General features: G+C 64.4%; 15 protein-coding genes and 1 riboswitch. Of the genes, 2 read left to right on the forward strand and 13 right to left on the reverse strand.

Going from position 1 to position 17,941, the window contains the following annotated elements:
- Positions 1-305: 305 nt before the first annotated feature.
- Positions 306-812 (forward strand): chemotaxis protein CheX, encoded by a 507-nt coding sequence (locus tag FO488_RS04360; RefSeq protein ID WP_149209418.1) that lies wholly within the window; start codon positions 306-308, stop codon positions 810-812.
- A gap of 92 nt (positions 813-904) precedes the next feature.
- Here the strand turns inward: FO488_RS04360 and FO488_RS04365 are convergent, their stop codons facing one another.
- The 11 genes from FO488_RS04365 to FO488_RS04415 form a co-directional block, all read right to left on the reverse strand.
- On the reverse strand, positions 905-2,392 hold the full coding sequence (locus tag FO488_RS04365; RefSeq protein ID WP_370514337.1) for an HDOD domain-containing protein: 1,488 nt from the start codon (positions 2,390-2,392) through the stop codon (positions 905-907).
- A 37-nt stretch (positions 2,393-2,429) separates the two neighbouring features.
- The gene (locus FO488_RS04370; protein WP_149209420.1) at positions 2,430-3,260 is read right to left on the reverse strand and encodes a bacteriohemerythrin; all 831 of its coding nucleotides are present in this window, start codon (positions 3,258-3,260) and stop codon (positions 2,430-2,432) included.
- 227 nt (positions 3,261-3,487) lie between these two features.
- On the reverse strand, positions 3,488-3,847 hold the full coding sequence (locus FO488_RS04375) for a nitroreductase (protein WP_149209421.1): 360 nt from the start codon (positions 3,845-3,847) through the stop codon (positions 3,488-3,490).
- Between the two features lie 231 nt (positions 3,848-4,078).
- A complete protein-coding gene (locus tag FO488_RS04380) occupies positions 4,079-4,504 on the reverse strand; it encodes a molybdopterin-binding protein (protein WP_149209422.1) in 426 nt (141 codons plus the stop codon).
- A 293-nt stretch (positions 4,505-4,797) separates the two neighbouring features.
- The gene (locus FO488_RS04385; protein WP_149209423.1) at positions 4,798-5,631 is read right to left on the reverse strand and encodes a molybdenum storage protein subunit alpha; all 834 of its coding nucleotides are present in this window, start codon (positions 5,629-5,631) and stop codon (positions 4,798-4,800) included.
- Positions 5,632-5,641: 10 nt separating this feature from the next.
- Positions 5,642-6,454, reverse strand: a complete 813-nt coding sequence (locus tag FO488_RS04390) for a uridine kinase (RefSeq protein WP_149209424.1) — start codon at positions 6,452-6,454, stop codon at positions 5,642-5,644.
- A 340-nt stretch (positions 6,455-6,794) separates the two neighbouring features.
- On the reverse strand, positions 6,795-7,661 hold the full coding sequence (locus tag FO488_RS04395; protein WP_149209425.1) for an MIP/aquaporin family protein: 867 nt from the start codon (positions 7,659-7,661) through the stop codon (positions 6,795-6,797).
- A gap of 44 nt (positions 7,662-7,705) precedes the next feature.
- Complete coding sequence (locus FO488_RS04400) at positions 7,706-8,764, reverse strand: methyltransferase domain-containing protein (protein WP_149209426.1); 1,059 nt, start codon at positions 8,762-8,764, stop codon at positions 7,706-7,708.
- 77 nt (positions 8,765-8,841) lie between these two features.
- A complete protein-coding gene (arsS, locus tag FO488_RS04405; RefSeq protein ID WP_149209427.1) occupies positions 8,842-9,804 on the reverse strand; it encodes an arsenosugar biosynthesis radical SAM (seleno)protein ArsS in 963 nt (320 codons plus the stop codon).
- A 392-nt stretch (positions 9,805-10,196) separates the two neighbouring features.
- Positions 10,197-11,030 carry a replication initiation protein gene (locus tag FO488_RS04410; RefSeq protein WP_149209428.1) on the reverse strand — a complete coding sequence of 278 codons (834 nt, stop codon included), beginning with the start codon at positions 11,028-11,030 and terminating at the stop codon, positions 10,197-10,199.
- Between the two features lie 336 nt (positions 11,031-11,366).
- On the reverse strand, positions 11,367-11,831 hold the full coding sequence (locus tag FO488_RS04415) for a bacteriohemerythrin (RefSeq protein ID WP_149209429.1): 465 nt from the start codon (positions 11,829-11,831) through the stop codon (positions 11,367-11,369).
- A gap of 295 nt (positions 11,832-12,126) precedes the next feature.
- Between FO488_RS04415 and FO488_RS04420 the strand changes: the two genes are divergently transcribed.
- Entirely contained in the window at positions 12,127-13,551 is a 1,425-nt protein-coding gene (locus FO488_RS04420; protein WP_168205881.1) for a bifunctional diguanylate cyclase/phosphodiesterase, read from the forward strand.
- Positions 13,552-13,628: 77 nt separating this feature from the next.
- Here FO488_RS04420 and FO488_RS04425 read toward each other — a convergent pair whose 3' ends face one another.
- Together FO488_RS04425 and FO488_RS04430 are read right to left on the reverse strand one after the other, a co-directional pair.
- Positions 13,629-15,578 carry a diguanylate cyclase gene (locus FO488_RS04425; protein WP_149209431.1) on the reverse strand — a complete coding sequence of 650 codons (1,950 nt, stop codon included), beginning with the start codon at positions 15,576-15,578 and terminating at the stop codon, positions 13,629-13,631.
- Positions 15,579-15,848: 270 nt separating this feature from the next.
- Positions 15,849-15,927: riboswitch (cyclic di-GMP riboswitch) on the reverse strand.
- Between the two features lie 138 nt (positions 15,928-16,065).
- Complete coding sequence (locus FO488_RS04430; RefSeq protein WP_149209432.1) at positions 16,066-17,694, reverse strand: methyl-accepting chemotaxis protein; 1,629 nt, start codon at positions 17,692-17,694, stop codon at positions 16,066-16,068.
- Between the last annotated feature and the right edge of the window lie 247 nt (positions 17,695-17,941).

Consider the following 17,941-nt stretch of genomic DNA (forward strand, 5'->3'; position numbering starts at 1 on the left):
CGGAGGGACCAGAGTAAGCCGAAATCGTCGATTTGGCAATGGCTCCGTGTGCGGGGCTCCCACAATTTCATATTTCCGGGAAAGGTGAACGGGGGCGGCCGCTCAGGGGCGAAGGTCTCCCGCGCCGGCCGCTTCACCTGCCGTGGCGGTCATTTTCGCGGTTGCCGTGGTGTCCTTCCTTGCTTTATTGATGGATTCTCATATAATGGGAGCGGAAGCGGGGGGCGGGAAAGCGCTCCTGCCCCCGTTGCCAAATCCGCACTACCGAATGCGCCGCGAGCGCATTGTCCGGCGAGGAGGCCACCATGTCGTTGAATGCGGCGATCTATGAGCAGTTGGGCACGGATGAGGGGACGCTGGTGGCGAAGTTCCACCAGGATATCGAGGGGATCTTCACGACCATGGTGGGGATCGAGGACCTGTCAGCGGCACCGGTCCTGGCGGACCCCACGACCCACTTCAGCCATTCCGTCACCGCCATGGTGGGGTTCGCGGGGCTGTTCAACGGCCTTTTGAGCCTGCACGTCCCCCAGACCCTGGCGCTCAGGTTCACCTCCGGCATGCTCGGCATGGAGGTCACCGAACTGGATGACGATGTCAACGACGCCCTGGGCGAGATCGCCAACATGGTGGCCGGCTCCTTCAAGCACCACCTCTCCCGGGAGGGGCACGAGGTGCGGTTGTCCACCCCCTCCGTGGTCACCGGCGGGGAATACGAGATCGCCTCCGGTTCCCTGGCCGATACCCTGGCCCTGCGGTACCACTGCGGTGGCGAACCGTTCATGATCAGCCTGGTGGTGGAGATGGAATAGCCGCGCCGGGATGGGACGGGCAGTAAAAAGGGGCGCTCCGTGCACGGGCCGCCCCTTTTCTTTTTCCCTGTCCGGTCGTCCGCCCGGCGCGGCTACGCCACGTGGACGCGGTTCTTGCCGGTTTTCTTGGCCGTGTAGAGGGCCTCGTCCGCCTTGTTGAAGATGACCCTTTTGTCCCAATCCCCGTGGTCGGAGCGGTAGCAGGTCACGCCGACGCTGATGGTGGCGGCCATGCTTCCGGCCGAAGCCTCGATGGAGCGCCGGATCTGTTCGGCGACGACGCCTGCCCTCGATGCGTCCGTTTCCGGCAGGATGATGCCGAATTCGTCCCCCCCCAGGCGCGCGAAGATGTCGGTGGTGCGCACCTTCTTCTGCACCAGCCTGCTGACGTTGACCAGCACCTGGCTCCCCACGAGATGTCCGTGGGTGTCGTTGATCTCCTTGAGCTGGTCCAGGTCGAACAGGACGAGGGAGAATTCCCGGCCGTAGCGCTGGGACCTGCTGATCTCGCGCCCCAGGGCCTCCTGGAAGTAACGGTAGTTGTACGTCTGGGTCAGGTCGTCCTTGTAGGCCATCTCCCGGTGCCGCTCGTTGCACTCGTGGAGCTCCCGGGCCAGGGCCTCGGCCTTGGCCCGCGCCTGTTTCAATTCCAGCATCATCATCTCGTAGGAATGGTACATGGCGCCCAGTTCTTCGTTGGCTTCCTGCAGGATCTGGGAAAGGGGCTTCATGGCCGCGCCGCCGATGCCGAAGGCGGAGAGCATCTCCCCGCTCTTGTGGGCCACCCCCTCGATCAGCCTGTCGGCGGCATGCTCCTCGAGGCCCAGGTCCGCGGTGAGCAGGTGTTTGGCCCGGGCGATCCCGGCCACGTCGTGGCTGTCGCTGTAAAAGGACGAGATGGCGTTGGCGGCCTCCAGCATGCCGATGTGCAGGCGGCAGGCGGGCGGGGCGTCGTCGCCGCTGTGGTGGTGCCCGATGGGGAGGTAGATGGCCTCGGGGAAGCTCCAGCTCTTGAACAGCTCCGCGCCCGCCGTCTGGTGGTCGAACCCGAAGAGGTCGCGTTCCAGGTGGTGCTGCGGGGTGTGCCCGTCCAGGGCGATCCGGCAGAGCCGGTGGTACTCCTGGGGGCGCCAGTTGCGCATGAGCAGGGCGCCGATGTCCTGGAGCAGGGCGATGAGGAAGAGGTCCCCGCCCGAACCGGTCAGGGCAGTGGCTATCTGTTCGGCGGCCACGGCCGAGGTCAGGGAGCGGCGCCAGAAGAGGTCGATGTCGAAGAAGCCGTCCTCCTCCACCTGGAACTCGTCGTACACCACGAAGGAGAGGGCGATGATCTTGACGATGTTCACCCCCAGGATGGCAACCGCCTTCTCGACGCTGGTGACCGTGCCGGAGAGGTTGTAGTAGGGGGTGTTGGCGACCTTCAGGAGCTTTGCGGTCAGGGAGGGGTCCGCGCCGATGACCCGGGCCAGGTCCTGGAAGGTGAAATCGTCCTTGCGCACCAGCTCAAGGATATTGAGGCAAATCAGGGGGGCGAAGGCAGCCTGGTCTTTCCCGTGATCATGGTCTGAATCGAATCCAATCTCGTATTCCTCGTTTTCTGCAAGGGGTGAATGCTCTTCAGTCCGCCGGAGAGCCGCCGTGGTTTATTTTCAGGAGCCCGCGCTGGATGGCGAACGCCTCGACCATATCTTCCGCCGTCACCGCGCCCATGTCCGTCAGCACCTCCCCCAGCGTGCGGCCCCCCTCCTGCTGCCGGGCCAGCGCGGCCTTCAGGGTGTCGCGGCTGATGAACGCCGCGTCCACCAGGATTTCGCCGATCTGCGCCGTGGGGGGCACGTCCGGGCCGCTCGCCGCCTGCCCGGTCAGCAGGTGCCGGCACAAGAGCAGGTCGTCGCGCCTCGTATGGTTGATGAGCAGCCGGATCAGGTGGCGCTTGATGGACAGGAGCAGTTCCCGGGTCACGCCCGCCGAGTCCATGGCCGCCTTGTACTGTTTCAGCACCTCGTTGCTTTGGGTATGCTCCTGGAGGTGTTCCTCCCTCTGGGGGTAGCCGCTTTTCACCATCAGGCGCTCTTCGCACCTGAAATGGTAGGCCGCAAACCCCTCGAGGCGGTCAAACAGCAGGGAAAGCCCTTCCGGGCCGCGGCCCTTGTCCACGGCATCGGAAAATTCGTTATACATATCAAAAAGATCGCGGTGTTGTCCATCTATTTCGGGGATTCCGAACAGTAATTCTTCGGGAAAGTGCATTGCCATAATTGCGCTGCTCCTTTGGCGAGCGGGGTGATGTGGCGGCCCGGGGGGCGGCGGCACGCCCCGGCCGGCCGCTGCCGGGCTTTGGGGCGGGTTGCGCCGCGTGCGGGGCATGGGCCCCGCGCCGGTCGGCTCCGTTGCAGGCTGCAAGCAAATATCTGCACGATGCATGCCACGACATGGCATTCGTTTCATGAGCCGTGGCTTAGATAGTGCCCGTGCCGCCTCCCCGTCCCTATCGTTATATATTTTTATATATATCGATGGCCGCCAAACAAACCTGCCGCCGGTTGCCTGGTCGCACCGGAGTGCCCTGATCCCCAAGGCGGCAATATCACTTTGATACGGCCGTTATCGAAGTGATAAAGATGGCGGCGGGTGGTCCGCGGGGTGCCGTGTGCGGCGCCGTTGCCGGCGGTGTCCTATCCCCGGCGCCCGGGTTCCATCATCTCTCTGGCGCGGCGTTTGGCTTCGTCCAGTTCCGCCTGGGTGAGCATGGCGTTGCGCATGGCGCCGAAGCGCGGGCCGATGCGGTCGTTGAGGAAGCGGAAAGTGGGCGATTTCTCCTCCAGCTCCGCCTTCATGAAGCGGACGCAGCCGTGGCATTCGGGATTGCTCACCACGTGCCTGCGGGCGTCGATCCCGTGGCAGAGGGACAAAAGGCGCATGCCCCACACCAGGGGTTCGCGGATCAGGCGGAACCACCAATGTTTTCCATAACAGCGCCGCACGAGGAGCAGCGCGCAGTTCTTGCAGACAACGGGGGAGAGTTCCTGGGGCATGGTTGTTTCTTCCTTCTCGGTCGGGCCGGCGGCGCGCCGTCGCGTGAGCGGTGTTCCCGGGCCGATTGATGCTCGTCGCGCGGGGCGAAGGGGACATCATACCCCCCGCACCGTGTTCGCGCAAGGCGCAATGACGGCCGGACGGCATGCGCCTTCGGGCGTGGGCAGGTTTCGGGCATGAAAAAGGGCAGCCCCCGTGGAGGCTGCCCCTGAAGCATGTCGTCCCGGCGGTCAGTCCACCGCGAGGATGACGTTGGACGCCTTGATGATGGCGGTTGCGGTACCTCCCACGGCCAATCCCAGGCTCTTGACGCTGCCGTGGGTGATGACGGCGCTGACGGCGGTGCCGTCGGCGATTTCGATATCCACCTCGGCGCTGACCGGGCCGTCGACGATGCGGGCGACCTTGCCGGTGAGGGTGTTGCGGGCACTGATCTTGTCGGCCTTGACATCGGTGGCGATAATGACGGAGCTGGCCTTGACGATGGCATAGGCGTTCTTGCCCGCGGCCAGGCCCAGGTTGGCCACGGCGCCGTTGGTGACCACGGAGACCACCTGGGCGCCCCCCGCGAGGGTCAGGACGACCTCGGAATTGACCGCCCCTGTGGTGATGGCGGCGACTGTGCCGGCAAATACGTTGCGTGCGCTTACTTTCATGATGGCACCTCCTGTGCTGCTGTCCCATGGTTGAATAGCATATAGGTAAGGACCCCGGGAGCCGTAGGCCCGAGCGTGGGGAGCCCGGGGCCGTGCCACGTCGGTTGGCCAGGATTTGGGTTTAGTATACCACAAGGCGGATCACGCTTCCGCTTTTTCCGGAAAATTTTTGCCCCGCGCCCGCAGGCGTCGCGCCGGCCCCAGCCACGGCCATGCCGGCCGCCGGGACAAAAAAAGGCGTCACGGCGGTTTCCCGCGGTGACGCCTTGGTCGGTCCCTTGTCCGCCACCCCGTCAGGGGCGCGGCGCGGCGGTACGGATGATGGTGCCCACGTGCTGCCCGCGCAGCGCTGCCGTGAGCCGGCCCGGCACCAGGCCGTTGACGACCTGCACGCTGTGGATGTGGCGCGCGTTGGCCATGATCTCCAGCATCGCGCGGTCCACGGGCAGGGTGCCCGGCTGCTTCGCCAGATCGGCGTAGCTCACCTCTCCGATCAACTGCGCGTCCTTGCCCTCGGGGCCGTTGGGGTCGGCGCTGTACACGCCGTCCACGTCCTCCACGATGGTGAGACTGGCCGCCCCCAACGCATCCGCCAGCAGGAACGCACCCGTGTCGGCCCGGTGGACCGGGATGCGGGAGGTCGGGAACTCATGGTGGTGGTACGGCGGGTAGGCGCTGCCCACAACGGCCCGGGCGGCGGCCAGGTGGATCGCCAGCTGGCTGGAGATGGTTGGTTTCTCCACGTAGGAAACGAAATCCTGGGCGAGCAGTTCCGCCAGGATCTGGCCGTTCTGCCCCGCGTCGCTCGCGGCCAGGGGGGCCAGGGAGCCGACCGGCAGCCCCAGGTCGAGGCCGACCCTCATGAGGTGGCGGGCGCGGATGCCGGCGCCGGTCAGGATGAGCAGGCGGTGTTCCGGCAGGAGTTTGCGGATCTCCTCCACCATGGGCAGGATCGCATCCCGGCCCCGGTCCATGATGGAGCGGCCGCCGATCTTCACGACGTGCAGCCAGGGGAGGAGCTGCATCGGGCGCACGCCGGCCACGGGATTCGTGATCGCCCCGTTGAGGAGGGTCTGGTGGGCGAGTGCGGAGGCAACGTGTTTGATGGTATCAGGCGTAGTGTTCATGATAGTACCCTCAGTCTGCAGTTATTATGGTGCCGACATGCTCGCCTGCGAGCGCGCGTGTCAGGTTGCCGGGGACGAGGCCGTTCACCACCTGGACCTGGCGGACATGGCGGGCCGCCTTGAGGAGGTCGAGCATGGGAAATTCCAGGATCGAATCGTGCAGCCCCTTGGCCTTCATCTCATCCACCGAGATCTTGGGGATGAAGGACGCGTGCTTCGCCGTCTTGGGGTTGTCGGTGTACAGGCCGTTCTCGTCCTTCACATAGACCATGGCCTTGCAGCCGAACTGTTCCGCCACCAGGAAGCAGCCCGCATCGGTGCGGTAGGGGGGGATGACGTTGTCCACGGAGGGCCGTATCCAGAGCCCGTAGGGGGGCATGCCGCTGAAGACCACCGCGTGCACCTCGGCCAGGTAGAGCGGCACCGCCGACAGTGCGGCGTTGTCCACCGACGAGATGCCGTGTTTGGCGAGCAACTGCCCCAGCATGGCGGCGTTCTGGTTCGCCACCGAGGCACCCAACTGGGAGAGGACGCCGGCCGGCAGGTTGAGCCCCGCCGCAATGGAGTAGAGATGCCGGGCCCGGGTCCCTGCGCCGGTGCCGATGAGCATCTTGTGGTCCTTGCGGGCCGCCACGATCTCGTCCACCAGGGGGTAGACGGCCGCCCGTCCCCGGTCGATCAAGCTCTGGCCGCCGATTTTGACTACCGTTGCGTCCGGCAGAATCCGGAAGTCTTCCGCACGCTCCGCCGCTTCCAGGAGTTCCGGATCGGTCAGATGCTTCTGTTTCAGAAGCTCTTCGAGTTCCGTCGTCGTCTGGTCCATAGAACCCTCCTTACGTTGTTATTCGGCAAATTCACCTGTTGATATGGTCCGTTGCGGGAAAACTATAGATGCTGACGTTATCGGGTGCAAGTGAAATTAACGTTGTGTAATCTGTATTATATCGTCTGTTTTCAATAGGTTGCGTTGTGTCGGCGCAGTTATTGCCCGTGGCGTATCCCCCTGTTCCGGCAGGGGTTTGCCGTTGTGGTGATGTATCGTTTGCCATGTAAAAAGAGGAAGCCGGCGGCCGTGGAGCGCCGTCGGGTTTTTCGTGTATACGCCGCGGGGTTATAACCCTTCGGAGGGCGCTGCGTTCCGGGAAGAGAGCGTGCCTTAGGGCCTACTCGGCCGCCGGCTGCGCGCCGTCCGCCGCGGCGTCGTCGCCGGCGCAGCAGCAGGTGTCGCCGGCGGCACGCTTCGCCTTCATGAACGGCTCGATGGTGTAGCTCAGGGCCGATGCCGCAACGCCCCCCGCGATCGGTCCCAGCACGTAGACCGTGATGAAGCCGAACCCTGCGTCGGGGAACGCCGCCGCGCCCCAGCCGGTCATCCAGGCGAAGATGCGGGGGGCGAGGTCGCGGGCGGGGTTGAACCCGGCCTGGGTGAGGGGGGCGAGGATGGAGATGAGCGCCGTTACCGTGAGGCCGATGAAGAGGGGGCTGACGGTGTCGGACGGCCTGCCCAGGTTGCACCCCTCGGTGAGGGCGAAGATCATGGATACCAGGATGAAGGTGCCCACCGCTTCGGCGAGGAAGGCGGCGTGGGGGGACACCGCCGCCGCCGGGCCGGCGCCGGGGCTGGGATAGAACTCGCCGAACATCTGGGCGGTCTTGACCGATTGCGGGGTGCCGCGCACGATGCCGTTGATGCTCTCGAAATGGGCGATGGAATCGGCGAAGAGCAGGTAGAGCAGGCCGGCGGCGATGAACGCACCCAGGAACTGGGCGCAGAGGTACACCGGCAGCCGGTCCCAGGACATGCGGCGCCTGACCGCCATGGCGATGCTGACCGCCGGGTTGAGGTGGGCGCAGGAGAGGTGCCGGGTGGCGTAGATGGCGAGGGTCACCCCCAGCCCCCACACCATGGCGACCTGGAACAGGCCCGCATGGGCCGAGAAGAGCACCGATACGGCGACGGAGGAGCAGCCGATCAGCACCAGCAGAAAGGTGCCGAAGAGCTCGCCGATAAACTCGTGGGTATATTTCACGGTCCAATCCTTTCGGGGACGTTCGTTCCGGTTGGGGGCGGCGTTCAGCAGCAGCCGCCGCCGGAGCAGGCGTCTGCCGGCGCCGCCGCCGGTGCGGGGCCGCAGGGGAAGGCGCCGTAGTGGACGGAGCGGTCGCCGCGTACCGTGAAATGCTTGCCGAAGCGGGTATCCTGCACCATGGCGGAGGTATTGCCGCACACCAGCAGCGGCTTGCCGGTGAAGAAGGTGTGGTGGTCGTCCAGGTCGAAGGAGTGGGGGCAGCCGGGGATGGTGCCGTTGTAGTAGGCCACCTGGCCGAAATCCTCGCAGATGTCCTCCAGGCAGGCCAGTTTGAAGGCCCGCACCGTGACGGAGCTGAAAATGGCCTGGCCGATCCTGGCGGCGATCTCCGGGTTGTCGATGGCGATGCCCCGCTTGGACACGGTGCGGTAGTCCTGACACCCCAGGGAACGGAGCAGGCGGCGGAAGTCCTCGATGTAGAGCGCCCCGCTCAGGCATTCGCCGTACAGGGTCGGGTCGTTTCTCAGCTCCTCCGGCAGGCGGCGGTCGGCGAACACGTCGGAGAAGTACAGCTCCCCCCCCGGTTTGAGGACCCGGAAGATCTCGGAGAAGACCCGCTCCTTGTCCGGGGAGAGGTTGATGACGCAGTTGGAGATGACCAGGTCGATGGAATTGTCGGCGATGCCGCAGCCGGCCAGGTCCTCGATGTAGCCCTGCCGGAAGTCCACGTTCGGTGCGGCGAAGCCGAAGCGTTCGGTCTGACCCGCCACATGCCTGCGGGCCACGGCCAACTGCTCGTCGGTCATGTCCACGCCGATGACGCGGCCCTCCGGGCCGACCAGCTTGGAGGCCAGGTAGACGTCCCTGCCGGAGCCGCACCCCAGATCCAGCACCGTGCACCCCTCGATGGCCGGGGGAATCGGCGAGCCGCAACCGTAGAACTTGTCCAGGATCTCCTCGTCGATCTCGGCCAGCACCGCCCGGTGCGCCGCCGGAAACGATTCGGTCGAGCAGCAGGCGCTCGTTTGCAGGTCCTTGGTTCCGGTCAGAACCTTGCCGTAGTACTCTTTTACCGCTGTCAGGGCATCAAGCTTTGCTTTCATGGTTTCCTTCCCGGAATTTCAGGTCTGTTGGTCTGCTTTCATAGAATAAGAATAACGGATCGGTGCGGCGCCTCGGTTTATGTACTCAGGCTTCCTCCACAACTGCTCCCCGTCCCGGCGGTGCAGGCAAAGCAGTGTTCCCCGGTGATCACCCTCCTGCCGATCAGCCCGGCGCCGGTCGCGGTTCCGATGTGGCTGACGGCCGCGTCGAGCGGCAGTTGCAGGGCGTGGTTGAAGTCGCAGTCGTACACCTGCCCCTGCCAATCCACGCTGATCATGTTCCGGCACATGACCCTGTTCAGGTTGTCGGGGTTGAAGTGGCCCACCAGCAGTTTCCGGTAGGCGGCCAGGCGCCCCTGGTTTTCCAGGTCCAGGCTGAACCGCCCGATGGGGATATTGGTGATGGTGTAGAGGCTGTTGAAGGTGATGCCGAACATTTTTTCCAGATTTTCCTTGTAGGCGGCCTCCAGGGCCGGCTGCGGGCCGGGCAGGAACGCGCCGCCCGGGTTGTAGACCAGGTGCAGCTTCGGACCGCTTGCGCCGCCGAAGCCGAGCCGGTTCAGGCGTTGCAGGATGCGGACGTTCGCCTCGTAGACGCCGCCGCCCCGCTGAGCCGTGACGTTTTCCTCCAGATAGCAGGGCATGGAGGCGACGATGTCCACGTTGTGCTCCAGCAGGAAATCCGGCAGGGAGACGTATTCGGGGTCGTCGAGCACGGACAGGTTGCTGCGGAGCAGGATGGTTTCCACCGAGGCGATCTTTGCCAACTCCCCGATCAGGTAGCGCAGGTGAGGGTTCATTTCCGGCGCGCCCCCCGTAAGGTCCACCACCGTGACCCCCTCCCGCCTCACGAAGCGCAGGCAGTCGTCCATGACCTCCCGCCCCATCTGTTCCTTGCGGTGCGGCCCCGCCTCCACATGGCAGTGGCGGCAGCTCAGGTTGCACACGTACCCCAGGTTCATCTGCAGACAATTCACGGAATCCCGCGTCAACGCCTGCCCGCTCTTCTCCACGTAGTCGTCGAACTCTCTCGTTTCCATGCGATGCGGCTTCCTTCCGGTTGATGGCCCGCCTGGTGCGGCCCTGGTATGTGACGGCCTACGGTACCATGGTGACGATTGCGAATGCAAATACAATTGCAATCGACAGGCCAAGGGGGAATGACGGAGGTATGATTTATAACTTGTTGAAATAAAAGTAATCTGCTGTGGCGGGGGAGCGGAAGGGGTTCTTGTTTTGAGAATTTGCTCTCAATTTGAAAAAATGACGAGAGGGGAACCGGTGCGAGTGCAGGCGGGATAGGTTGGATAAAAATGCAGTAAAGAAAGGGCGTTGCGTTCGGTTGTGCCGTGTCGTGCGGTGGAGTGCTCCAGGATTGCACGCCGGCCCCGGCTTGTTACCGTCCCGGGGGCGGCAGAGAGGTGGTCCGCTCTCAGGGCGGTGGGGCGGGCCTTTCCTCCGGGAGGGCCATCTTGAATGCCGGCTCCTTCTCCCGCAGTTGCCGGGCCTCGTCCCCCGCCGTTACCTCGAACCAGACGCTTTCCACCCGGCGCCCGGAAAAGGTCGGCCCGAAGCGGATGAAGATGGCGTCGTCCCAGGCATAGATCTCCTCGAAAGAGGGCTCCAGGACCCGGAGCTTCAACTGGCCGTAGGAGTAGCGGGTATGTTCGAGGGCGAGCTGTTGCATCAGGTGGGAGATGGAGTATTCGGTCACCCCCTTGCCCCGCCAGGGCCAGATCACGTTGAACACGGCAAGGGTATGCCGCCCCTTGTACTGGATCCCCTTGACCAGGTTGCCGTCGGCGGCGCCGGGGACAAACCTGAGCACCAGGGGGAGGATCTTGTCGGCAAACTGGAACACGATCTTGCCGCCGGCATACTCGATGGACTGGAACCAGGCGGTCCTCGTCAGGCTCTTGCGGCTTTTGTCCACGAGCCAGACCCCCTTTTTGAGGATCTTCTCGATCTCGTCGGCCGCCGAGGCGTACGGTGCTTCCCGGTCTGCGGCGCAGGCCTCCATGAAGCTGCCGATCTCCATGGCGTACGAGGTCTGCCGGGGGTCGGCATCCCCGGTGGCGTGCATGAGCGAGATCGCCGCCGTAATGATTTTTTGCTGAACCTCCGTAAGAGGGTCCGGGTGCCCGGTCACGCCTTCGACGGCGATCACCCGGTTCGGTTTGGCGGCCGCGCCTTCCGGATGGAGGAAACAGGCCATGAACCGGTCGAAATCCGGATCGGGTGCGGTCCTTTTCAGATATATGCCCATAGTAGCCAGCCCTGGTGTCCCGTGGAGATGGTCGAGGAGTCAATAGTATTGATTCTGCCCGGTATTGCAAGCGGATATTTTTCCCGATCCGGGCAGGTTGTGGTCGCCGGCGGTGCGGCAGGGGGGGAGGATGAAAAAAGGGGCCAGGATATGGAGGTGAACCTGGCCCCAAACGCTTGAAGTGAGAACCGGCGCGCCGGGGGCCCCAAGCAAAAACGTGATGTGTCGTACCTGATGATGATTTTTCGCACGTTATATGACAAAAGCCTGTCGATTGCAATCTTGTTTACATTTGCAATTGATTGGCCCTGACCCGTGGGGAAGGAAGCGGGTCGGTCAGGGGGCGTCGTGGGAGGAGGGGAAATCGGAGCGCCGGCCCGGCGGCGTGCCGCCCTGGGCAGGCGGGATGTCGCCCGCAAGGTGGGCGGCCAGTTCCCGGTCGGTCACGAGGATGTGCTGCATCAGCCATTCCTTCAGGAAAATCACGATCTCCAGGTTGTGCAGCGGCTCGCGGGCGTGGAGCCGGCTCTGCAGGTCGCTGATATGGCGGAAGAAATAGCTGTGCTGCTCCTGGTGGGCCTCTTGCGATGGGTAGGCGCACTGCCGCATCAGGCCGGTTTCGGTGCCGAAATGGTAGCTGGCATATTCGAGGAGCTCGGCGACGATACGCGCCATGCCGTGGGTGTCGTTCAACTGGATGGCGTCATAGGCCGCGTTGAGAAGTTCCACCAGGCGCCGGTGGTGTTCGTCCATGATCCCCACGTCGAGGTTGTAGCTGCTGTTCCAGGTGCAAAGCGGCATAGGCTGGTATCCGATGGTCGTGCGTCCGTTTGGTGAGATGAAGGGATTATACTATCAGGTTTCCGGCCATTTCAACCAAATTCCCGACGGAAAAGGTTGTCGCGGGGCGCCGGCCGTTTCGGGGCCTGCCACATTCTTTCCTTCTCTTACACCTTGTAGTTATCGCGAAAATGGTATAAAGAGTACACGGTTCCTGCCAGGACGCGCCGTTCGCCGGATCGGTGCGCCTGCGGCACCTTACCGGCGTTGGCTGCTCGGTTTTTGTTCACCACCAATGACGACACGGGACCCTTTAATGCACGATGCGAGCAGGACGCGGCGGCAGCTTCAAAAAGAGATAGACGCCTTGCGCGGCCGGGTTGTTCTCCTGGAGGAAACGGTAACGAAGATGCGGCACCGGGGCGAAAGCCACGGCGCAGCCTTCACGGACCGCCTGACCGGTCTGCCGAACCGCTCCATGTTCTACGACACCCTGAATACCGCCCTTTTCTCGGCAAAATCCAACGGCGGCAAGCTTGCCGTCATCTTCTTCGCCCTCGATCGTTTCAAACTCATCAACGATACCCTTGGCCAGTTCGTGGGGGACGCGCTCCTGCGGGAGGCCGCCGTGCGCCTGGACGCCTGCCTTGCGCCCCGCGACACCCTCTGCCGGCCGGGGCGGAACGAGTTTCTGCTGCTCCTGCCCGGCATCGGCGGCCGGGACGACGTCATGCGGGTGGTGGAGAGCGTTTTCGCCGCCATGGCGGATTCCTTCCTGCTGGCGGACCAGGAACTGGTCATCAACGCCAACATGGGGAGCTGCCTCTACCCGGAAGGGGGCGACAGCGCCGACGCCCTGATCAGAAACGCCTATGCCGCCCTGCTCAAGTCGAAGGATTTCGGGAAGAACACCCACCGCTTCTTTTCCCCCCAGAGCTACGAATCGGAATTCGGCCGGCTCCTGCTGGAAAACGACCTGCGCCGCGCCGTCAGCCGCCGGGACTTTGCCCTGCACTACCAGCCCCAGGTGGACCTGCAGGGGGGAAGGGTCGTGGGGGTGGAGGCCCTGGCGCGCTGGCAGCACCAGACCCTGGGGAACATCTCTCCCGACCAGTTCATTCCGCTGGCCGAGGACATCGGCGTCATGGCGCCCCTGGGGGAATGGGTGCTCAGGACCGCCTGTGAGCACCACCTGGCCTGCAGCAGTTCCGGCTGCCGGCCGGTCAGGTATGCGGTCAACCTCTCGCCCACCCAGCTCTACTCCGACAATCTGGTGCCCTGGATCTTCTCGGTCCTGGAGGAGACCGGCCTGGAGCCGGGCTATCTGGAACTGGAGATAACGGAGGGCGCCCTGCTGCAGAACAGCACGGCTACGGTGGCTGCCCTCAACACCCTGCATGCCGAGGGGGTGCAGATCGCCATCGACGATTTCGGCACCGGCTACTCCAGCCTCGCCTACCTGAACCAGTTCCCCATCAGCAAGCTGAAGATCGACAAGACCTTCACCGGCGCGGTCACCACGGACGAGAAGTCCGCCGCCATCTCCCAGGCGATCATCTCCCTGGCCCACAGCCTCGATATGCGGGTCATGGCCGAGGGGGTCGAGACCCCGGAGCAGTTGGACTACCTGCGGGACCTGGGATGCGACGAGATCCAGGGGTACCTGGTGTCGTGCCCGCTCCCCGCCGACGAAACCATGGAGTTCCTGGCCCGCCATTCCCACTCCCCGTTCTCCCGGTAGCGGCCGGTTCCGGCCTCCCCGCCCGAAAGCCCCCGGTTCTTCCGCCATTCTCCGCAGCGCCGCGGCGGCCGCCGGCGCTACTCCGGCGGCGCGTACACCACCCGGTTCCTGCCGCTCTCCTTGGCCCGGTACAGGGCGTTGTCGGCGCGCTTGATGAAGGCCTCGATGCCGTCGTTCTCCCCGAGCTGTGCCACCCCGGCGCTGATGGTTACCTGCGCCACCTCTTCGAAGGAATGCCCCGCCACGGCGCCGCGGATCTTTTCCGCGAGCACGGCGGCGCCTTCCCCGTCCGTTTCGGGGCAGGCGACGATGAATTCCTCGCCGCCGTACCGGACGAAGATGTCCGTGGCCCGGAGCATGGCGGCAACAACCTGTGCGATGGTCACCAGGACGGCATCGCCCCGGTGGTGTCCGTGGGTGTCGTTGATGGCCTTGAAGAAATCGATGTCGAACAGGATGAGGGAGAGCGGCCGCGCGTGGCGTTTGGCCCTGCCGGACTCGAAGGTGAGAAACTCGTAGAGTTTCCGCCGGTTGTACAGTGCGGTCAGCGGGTCCCGGTCCGAAAGCTCCCGGAGTTCATCCTGCAGCACCCTCTGCTGCGTGATGTCGGTGAACTCCACGGCGATGGCCATGACCCCGATCCGGTAGACCCGTACCGCGTAGTAGCTGGTTTTTCCCTGGTCCTGGACGCGCTGCTCGAAGGATTGGGGCCCCCATTGGCCGTCGGCGACCTTGCGGTGGATCTCCAGAAGCTCCTCTCCGATATGGAGCGGGAAGATGTCCTCCGCCCGCCTGTTGAGCAGCGGCACGTGGGAGATGCCGAGGATGCGGTCCGCCGCCGGGTTCGCGCCCGTGAGCACCAGGTCGCCGTTGGCTTCGAGGGTGAAGAAGTGCATCCCGGTCAGCGTGCACTCCACGACGCTGCGGAATTTCTCCTCGGAGCGGGCAAGGGCCTCTTCGAACCGTTTCCGTTCGGTGATGTCGTGGAAGACGACGATGATCCCCTCGCCGCTCTGGTCCACCTTCAGGGGGACCCAATGGGTCAGAAGGGTGGTCGCGGATTCCGGGACGTGGATCTCCCGCACGAGCTCCGTGCCGTAGCGGCTGATCTCGTTGAAGGTCTGGAGCAGGTCCCCGTTGCCGGCCAGCTCGGAGATGTTCTTCCCCTCTTCGTCGCCCTGGAAGGAGAAGAGATTCCTGAATGCCGGGTTCACCAGGATGATGGTCCCGTTGGTGAGAAGCACCATCAAGCCTTCCCCCATGCCCCTGAGGATGATGTCCAGACGCTCCTTTTCAAACTCCAACTGGGACATCTGGGCGTCGATGCGATCCCCCAGCGTATTCAGCACCCGCGCCAGGGCGCCGATTTCATCGTTGGCGGTGACGTCGAAGCGCCGGGAGATGCCGCTGTCGGCAACGCCGACCGCAACCGCGGTCATTTCCACGAGGGGGCGGGACAGCACCCGGGCCATGACCAGGCTCAGGCCGAGGGCGATGGTTACGGACAGCAGCATGTCCCGGAGGTACATGCTGCGCATTTTTGCGCCGTTTTGGTCCAGGATGCTTTGGGGCCGCGCCAGCCTGATGACCCCGCTGTGGCTGGCGGTCTTGTACGCCAGGGCGGTGTAGATCATCTTCGTCTGCGCGGTGTCGGAATAGCGGGCGGCGCTGCCCACGCCACGGCGCAACGCATCCTGTATCTCCGGCAGCCGCGCGAGGCTCCTGCGCCGATCGGCGCTTGAGCCCTGTCGCGACGAGTCCGCTATGGGACTGCCGTTCGCGTCGACGATGGTCACCCGCGCCCTGATCTCGTTACTCAACATGACCGCCAGTTTTTCCATATCCACGGCGTTCATGTTCGTGGTGTCCACGATGTTTTTTATCAGCCTCGCTTCGCCCAGGAGGCTTTTCTCGCTTTCAAGCCGGTAGATGACCTCGGAGTTCATCTGGAAGGCCACATGGTAGAACCCGAAGGTGATGATCACCAGCAGCACGAAGCCGCACATCAGTTTGGACCTGAATTTCATGGTTGTCCCGTGCTCCTTGGCACAATGATTTTGTCAGGGCGTCAGCAGCCGTGCCGTCATGAGTATATCAGTATGTTTAGTAATTTCCAATAATCGGCGTACACACCCGGGACCGGGACGAGAAAAGCCCGCCAGACTGGTCTGGCGGGCTGGGGGGCAGAGGTGGTGCGCTCCGGGGGAGCGGGAACGGGGCCGCACCCGGGAGGCCGGGCGAAAAAAAGCCCGTCAGGGGACCTGAAGGGCTATGCCGCCTGAGATCGGCAGGTGCCATTCGGCGGCCCCTCTATCCAGCAGTGCTGGACAGGTAGCTTTGCGTCGCCCGGTTACCCGGGGTTTGCCGTTTCGTAGAGGTCGCCCCCGTCCGGAGGAGGGGAGCGGATTGCAGACGAATCAGGTGAATTTTTCCTGAACATACCCGCCCCGTGCCGGTATGTCAATGGAATACCGGCAATGAATCCGCATAAATGCGTAGTTCATACCCGATTCCCTATGCCAGCCGGAAATGCCTGACCAGGGTTTCCAGCTCCCGGGCGTCGCCGGACAGGGCCGAGGCCGCGCCGGCGGTTTCCTCGGCGCCCCGGGCGGTCTGGCCGATGACCTCGGTGATCTGCTGCACGTTCACCGTGGCCTCGTTGGTCGTGGCGGTCTGCTCCTCGGCCGCGGTGGCGATCTGGCTGACCTGCATGGAAACGACGCCGATGCGGTCGAGGATGTCCTGGAGTGCCGCGCCGGAGCGCTCCGACGAGGAGGCGCCCCGCTCCACCTCGCGCACCCCTTCGTCCATGGCCTTGATCGCCTCGCGGGTCTCGCCCTGGATCGCCTTGATCATCTCGCCGATCTCCCGGGTCGCCGTGGTGGTCCGCTCGGCCAGGGCCCGCACCTCGTCGGCCACCACGGCGAAGCCGCGCCCCTGGTCCCCGGCCCGGGCCGCCTCGATGGCCGCGTTGAGCGCCAAGAGGTTGGTCTGGTCCGCGATGTCCTCAATGGTGCCGATGATGGCGCCGATCTGTTCCGAACGCCCCCCCAGGGCCTCGATGGTCCGGGAGGTGGTCCGGACCTGGTCGGCGATCACGTGCATGCCGTTGATGGTCTCCTGGACGATGGCGGCGCCGCCGGTGGCCGCTTCCGCGGACTGGCGGGAGGCGTCGGCGGCCATGCCGCAACTGCGGGCGATGTCGTTGCTGGTGGCGGCCATCTCTTCGCTGGCGGTGGCCACGGTTTCCGCCTGGGCCGCCACCTCCTCGGCGCCGGTTGCGATCTGGGTCGAGGCGGAATGGAGCTGGTGGGAGGCGGATGCCAGGTTGGAGGAGATGGCCGCGATCCGGGCGACCATGGCCCGCAATTCCTCCACCATGTTCCCCATGGCGGCCATCAGTTGGCCGGTCTCGTCCCGCGACGAGGCGGCGATGGTGACGGTCAGGTCGCCGCCGGCAATCCGGTTGGCGGCGTCAACCGCCCGGCCCAGGGGGCGGGTGATGGAGCGGGCGATGTACAGGCCGAGGCCGATGGACAAAAGGACACTGGCCAGGATCATGGCCAGCATGTAGCGGGTGCTGGCCGTGGCGTCCGCCCGGTCCGCCGCGGTGGAAGCCCGGGCCTGCCGCTGTTTGGCCTCGATCATCCGGTCGATGGCGTTTTGCAGGCCGGCGGCCGCCTTCTTGGTGTCGTCGGAATAGAACGCGGCCGTGGCCCCAGCTTTGTCGCCGCTCTTTTCCAGTGCGAGCACTTTCCCGATGCAGTCGCCGTAGGCCCTGTTCGCCTCCTTGAATTCGGCGAACAGTTTCCGGGTCTCCTCGTTGGTGATGCGTTTTTCAAAGCTGTCCATCCACTGGGTTATGCCGGTGCGCAGCCGGGCGCGCTCCTCGATCAGGGCCTGCTGCTGCCGGGGGTCGGTCGCCTCCATGGCCTCGCGCATGATCAGCCGCGCCTGCTGGAACTTGACGGCCGTCGCCGAGAGTTCCCCCAGGGGCACCAGCATGTTGTCGTACATCTGGTCGGCGCTCGCGGACATGCGGCGCATGTTCTTGATGCCGATGAAACCCAATGTGGCGGCGATCAGCGCCCCGACCATGAATGCGGCTATCAGCCTCGTGCCGATGCGAAGGTTGTCGAACATCTGTTTTTCTCCTTTTTTCGTGTGGGCGGTGTGCGTATCACGTTATTGTGCGGCCGGGCCCTTCCGTGAGGCGGCACCGGGACGCCGCAGCGCGTCGGGAACGGTTGTGGCGTTCACCGGAGCGCCGGTGCCCAGAGGGGGGCGCCCATGTGCGGTTTTGGGGCTCACAACCGGTCTCTGCGGCATCCCGGCAGGCTCTGGGATGGATAATCAATATTCATACCAAAAATAAAGTGTGATTAATGTG

It is taken from the genome of Geobacter sp. FeAm09, from assembly GCF_008330225.1.
Classification (GTDB): domain Bacteria; phylum Desulfobacterota; class Desulfuromonadia; order Geobacterales; family Pseudopelobacteraceae; genus Oryzomonas.

Coding starts and splice junctions, on each gene's coding strand:
- FO488_RS04360 (WP_149209418.1), top strand. CDS start 306: ATGTCGTTGAATGCGGCGATCTATGAGCAGTTGGGCACGGATGAGGGG.
- FO488_RS04370 (WP_149209420.1), bottom strand. CDS start 3,260: ATGAAACGAATGCCATGTCGTGGCATGCATCGTGCAGATATTTGCTTG.
- FO488_RS04375 (WP_149209421.1), bottom strand. CDS start 3,847: ATGCCCCAGGAACTCTCCCCCGTTGTCTGCAAGAACTGCGCGCTGCTC.
- FO488_RS04380 (WP_149209422.1), bottom strand. CDS start 4,504: ATGAAAGTAAGCGCACGCAACGTATTTGCCGGCACAGTCGCCGCCATC.
- FO488_RS04385 (WP_149209423.1), bottom strand. CDS start 5,631: ATGAACACTACGCCTGATACCATCAAACACGTTGCCTCCGCACTCGCC.
- FO488_RS04390 (WP_149209424.1), bottom strand. CDS start 6,454: ATGGACCAGACGACGACGGAACTCGAAGAGCTTCTGAAACAGAAGCAT.
- FO488_RS04400 (WP_149209426.1), bottom strand. CDS start 8,764: ATGAAAGCAAAGCTTGATGCCCTGACAGCGGTAAAAGAGTACTACGGC.
- arsS (WP_149209427.1), bottom strand. CDS start 9,804: ATGGAAACGAGAGAGTTCGACGACTACGTGGAGAAGAGCGGGCAGGCG.
- FO488_RS04410 (WP_149209428.1), bottom strand. CDS start 11,030: ATGGGCATATATCTGAAAAGGACCGCACCCGATCCGGATTTCGACCGG.
- FO488_RS04415 (WP_149209429.1), bottom strand. CDS start 11,831: ATGCCGCTTTGCACCTGGAACAGCAGCTACAACCTCGACGTGGGGATC.
- FO488_RS04420 (WP_168205881.1), top strand. CDS start 12,127: ATGCACGATGCGAGCAGGACGCGGCGGCAGCTTCAAAAAGAGATAGAC.
- FO488_RS04425 (WP_149209431.1), bottom strand. CDS start 15,578: ATGAAATTCAGGTCCAAACTGATGTGCGGCTTCGTGCTGCTGGTGATC.
- FO488_RS04430 (WP_149209432.1), bottom strand. CDS start 17,694: ATGTTCGACAACCTTCGCATCGGCACGAGGCTGATAGCCGCATTCATG.